Source organism: Halovivax sp. (assembly GCA_007119345.1).
GTDB lineage: Archaea > Halobacteriota > Halobacteria > Halobacteriales > Natrialbaceae > Halovivax.
The window spans coordinates 1-3,413 of record SKPV01000280.1 but is presented as its reverse complement, the minus strand read 5'-3'; the positions used below and the strand labels follow the sequence as shown (position 1 = coordinate 3,413).

The following is a 3,413-nucleotide window of genomic DNA, read 5'->3' as shown; positions in this document are numbered from 1 at the left end:
GTCGTCGGATAGCCGTCGTCGTCCAGCTCGACCGACGTGGCGGCGAAATCGGTGACGTAGATCGCGAGCGGGTAGCCGACGCGCTGGTCGTGGCCGGCCTGCTGTCGGGCGTCGACGAACGTTTCGACCCCGTAGTAGCCGACGACGTACTCGTACTGCGAGTAGAACACCTGCGCCCGCGGGAGCGAGACGTCCTCGCCCAGTCGCAACTCCTCGTCGAGCGTGAGGCCGACGGTGACGGTGTCGTCGAACGCAGCCGGTTCGGGCGAGGCCGACTCGACGTCGACGACGAAGAGCGCCCCGATCCCGACTGCGACACCGACCGCTGCGATCACAATCACGCCGCCCCACGAAACCCCGTTCACGGTTCAAGTTCGGGCGGAGAACGAATACGTCGTTTGGTCCGTCCCTCGAACGGACGGTCGCACCCGGGGTCCCCGCTCGGACGCCGCTTCGGGCGGAGGGAGCGGACGGAGACGTTCGAGTCGAGCGGCCTCCGACGCCTTGCCGTCCCGTAGGGCTCTCTCCCGAGGGATTCGGAGCCTCGAGCCACGGTCCGACGAGACGGATGACCCGATCGACCAGCCGGTGGGTGCCGTCGGCGTCACCCGTGCCCGGTCGTCCGGTTCGGGACCGTCGCGGCGGCTCGAAACGCCGCGGTCCGCCGTCCCCCGGACGATTCCCAGAATCGGGGAACCGGCTCGCTCGTTCAACTCCGTCGGTCGGCTACCTTCGGACGTCTAATGGCAGACCACCGCGTCGACCCGCGGCGCCCGTCGCGACGATCGCCGAGCGGACGCCACGGGTCCGACATCGCGTCGGACATCGGGAGACGAGCGGCGATCGCGGCCGGCGCCGCAGGCGGACTCGCCGCACTCTCGGGCTGTCTGAACACGTTCGCACACGTTAGCGACGACGACGACGAGGCCGGCGAGGGCGCGCTCGGTCAGCCGGCGGACGCGATCGAGGTTCGGATCGCGGACATGCCGACGCCGGGCTTCGAGCCGCCGGTCGCCCACGTCGACGTCGGCGGAACCGTCCGGTGGATCACCGACGGCTACTACCACACCGTCAGCGCCTACCACCCGGACGTCCACGGACCGCGTCGCGTGCCGGAGGGGGTCGATCCCTTCGATAGCGGTCCCCTCCGCGAGGGCGAGGAGTTCGCGTGGACGTTCGAGCGCGAGGGCGTCTACGACTACGCCGACGCGGTCACGCTCTGTGCGACCCACGAGGCGCTCGGCGCCGTCGGTCGGATCGTCGTCGGCTGGCCCGACGTCGACGGAGAGCCGGCCCTCGATCACGACGTGACGGCGCTGCCAGGGGAGGCGGCGGCGGTCATGCGAGCGGCGAACGAAGAGACACGGTCCGTCCTCTGAGCGGGTTCACCGTCCGCGGTTCGGCGGCTCGTCGGAGTGAGTCCTCCTGGCGGCCACAGGAGGCCAGGGTCAGGCGCCCCGTGGTGGAACGAGGAGCACGTTTCCAGTCGCGCGAGCGACGACGTCCCCGGAGACGCTACCGAGCAGGAGGCGGCGCAGCCGGCTGTGCCCACGCGAGCCGACGAGGATCGTCGTCGGATCGTGCTCGGATTCGGCGGCGAGGATCTCGTCAGCGGGATCGCCCTGACGGACGTCGATTCGGGTCTCGATGTCCCACTCCTCGAGTCGGCCCGCCAGTTCGTCGAGTTGCGTCGCGGGATCAGCCCGTTCGGGGACGTCGGGATCCTTCGGCGTCTCGACGTGAACCAGCGTCGCCTCCCGCGTGGCGGGCCGCAGGTACGAGAACGTCTCGAACGCCGCCTGTGCGTTGTCCGAGAAGTCCGTCGCGTAGAGCATCCGCTGGAACAGGTGTTCCCTGACGACGTCCGGCTCCTCTGCCTCGCGTTCGATCCGGTTGACCAGCAGCGGCACGACCGTCGTCCGGGCGAGGTTGCGGGCCGTCGAACCGATGACGCGGTTCTCGAGCGGGCTCTTTCCGCGCGAACCGACGATCGTCAGGCCGGCGCCGACGGTTTCGGCGATCCCGTTGATGCGCCGGTGGGGCGTCCCCCGCACGACGTGGGCCTCGACGTCGAACCCGGCGCCCTCGATGACGCCCCGGTACCGGTCCAGCGCTCGTTCGCGACGGCCCTCGAAGTCGATGCCGGGCATTCCGGCGTGGACGTTCGAGGGGATCACCGTCACGAGGTGGATCTCGTCGACGCCGATCCGACCGAGACACTCGAGGCAGGTCTCGCTCTCGATGGTCGCCTCGCTGGCGGCCGAGAGGTCGGTCGCACAGATCGCTTTCATGATGGCTCTAGGGTTCGCCGGTATAATATTGTTTGGTGAATCCAATACCGGGTGCCGCCGCTGGCGGGCCGAGCGTCACGTCACGCAGACGGCGAACCCCGCTCGTCCGGCGGAGTGCGGTCGCGCCGCAGGCGTCCGGCGCTTCGCTCCGGCGGACCCGTCGCCGACCAGTCCGCAGCCGTCACACCACGATCGATTCGCCCGGCGTTCCCGACCACCGAGCGTCGGTCGATCGGCGTTTGCGAGCGCCGGACACGAGGGTCTCGTCGGCCACGCGGATCTCGTCTCGGACCGCGCACGCGAGATCGTCCCCGTACATCGTGGGCTGGGACGGCGGTCCGCCCCACCCTTATATCCTGGTAACTTACGAAAATATCTTCGTGGGATAGCCGTGAGATAGCTGGCAGTAATATTGTACATCAATCCCAAAAGCGTTATACCCACCGCTCGGGTAGAGGATGACGAGTAGAACGCCATGATTCGCGCACAACCGAACCGCGACCCGGGTCGCTACGCACGGGCGAACCGCGACCGCCGGGGAGACGCACGGTCGAACACCGCCCAGCTACCCAACGCATGATCGAATTCACAGCCCTCCCACCGATCGTCCAAGCGGCACTGCTCGTCGTCCTCGTCTCCGTGGAGGCGATCGTCCTCTACGTCGGGTACGGCGTCGTCGAGCAGGCCCTCGCGCCGTCGGTGATCGAGACGATCGAGACCGCATAATCCATGGAGCTCCTCGGACTCGGAATCGGTCTGTTCGCCCTGTTCGTCGGCTTCGGCTTCATGGTCGGGGTCTTCTTCGGGTTCTTTGGGATGGGTGGCTCCTTCCTCGTGACGCCCGCCCTGTTGATCCTCGGCTACCCCGCGCCGGTAGCGATCGGGAGCTCGATGGCGTTCGTCTTCGGGACGGCCGTGATCGCGACATTGAAACACCACGACGTGGGCCAGGTGGATTACAAGCTCGGCGCCCTGATGTTCGTCGGCATCGCGCTCGGAATCGAGGGCGGGAAGGTGCTGGTGCTCGGACTCGACCAGCTGGGCCACGCGGAGGTCGTCGTCGGTACCATCTACGTCCTGCTGCTGGCCGCCATCGGCGCGCTGTTCCTTCGCAGCGCCCTC

At 68.2% G+C, this 3,413-nt stretch carries 4 protein-coding genes and 1 pseudogene; 3 read left to right on the top strand and 2 right to left on the bottom strand.

The window, feature by feature from the left end; genetic code table 11:
• Positions 1-341, bottom strand: a pseudogene (locus QZT59_RS18610) (nitrous oxide reductase accessory protein NosL/NosD); the annotation flags it as partial.
• Positions 342-743: 402 nt separating this feature from the next.
• Between QZT59_RS18610 and QZT59_RS18605 the strand changes: the two are divergent.
• Positions 744-1,379, top strand: coding sequence for a halocyanin (locus QZT59_RS18605; RefSeq protein ID WP_290819377.1), 636 nt, complete (start codon positions 744-746; stop codon positions 1,377-1,379).
• A gap of 69 nt (positions 1,380-1,448) precedes the next feature.
• Here the strand turns inward: QZT59_RS18605 and QZT59_RS18600 are convergent, their stop codons facing one another.
• Positions 1,449-2,291: a universal stress protein gene (locus QZT59_RS18600; RefSeq protein ID WP_290819376.1), complete on the bottom strand. Its 843-nt coding sequence runs from the start codon at positions 2,289-2,291 to the stop codon at positions 1,449-1,451.
• 576 nt (positions 2,292-2,867) lie between these two features.
• Between QZT59_RS18600 and QZT59_RS18595 the strand changes: the two genes are divergently transcribed.
• Together QZT59_RS18595 and QZT59_RS18590 are read left to right on the top strand one after the other, a co-directional pair.
• A complete protein-coding gene (locus QZT59_RS18595) occupies positions 2,868-3,017 on the top strand; it encodes a hypothetical protein (protein ID WP_290819375.1) in 150 nt (49 codons plus the stop codon).
• Between the two features lie 3 nt (positions 3,018-3,020).
• Positions 3,021-3,413: TSUP family transporter (locus tag QZT59_RS18590; protein WP_290819374.1), on the top strand; the 393-nt coding region annotated here is incomplete at its 3' end.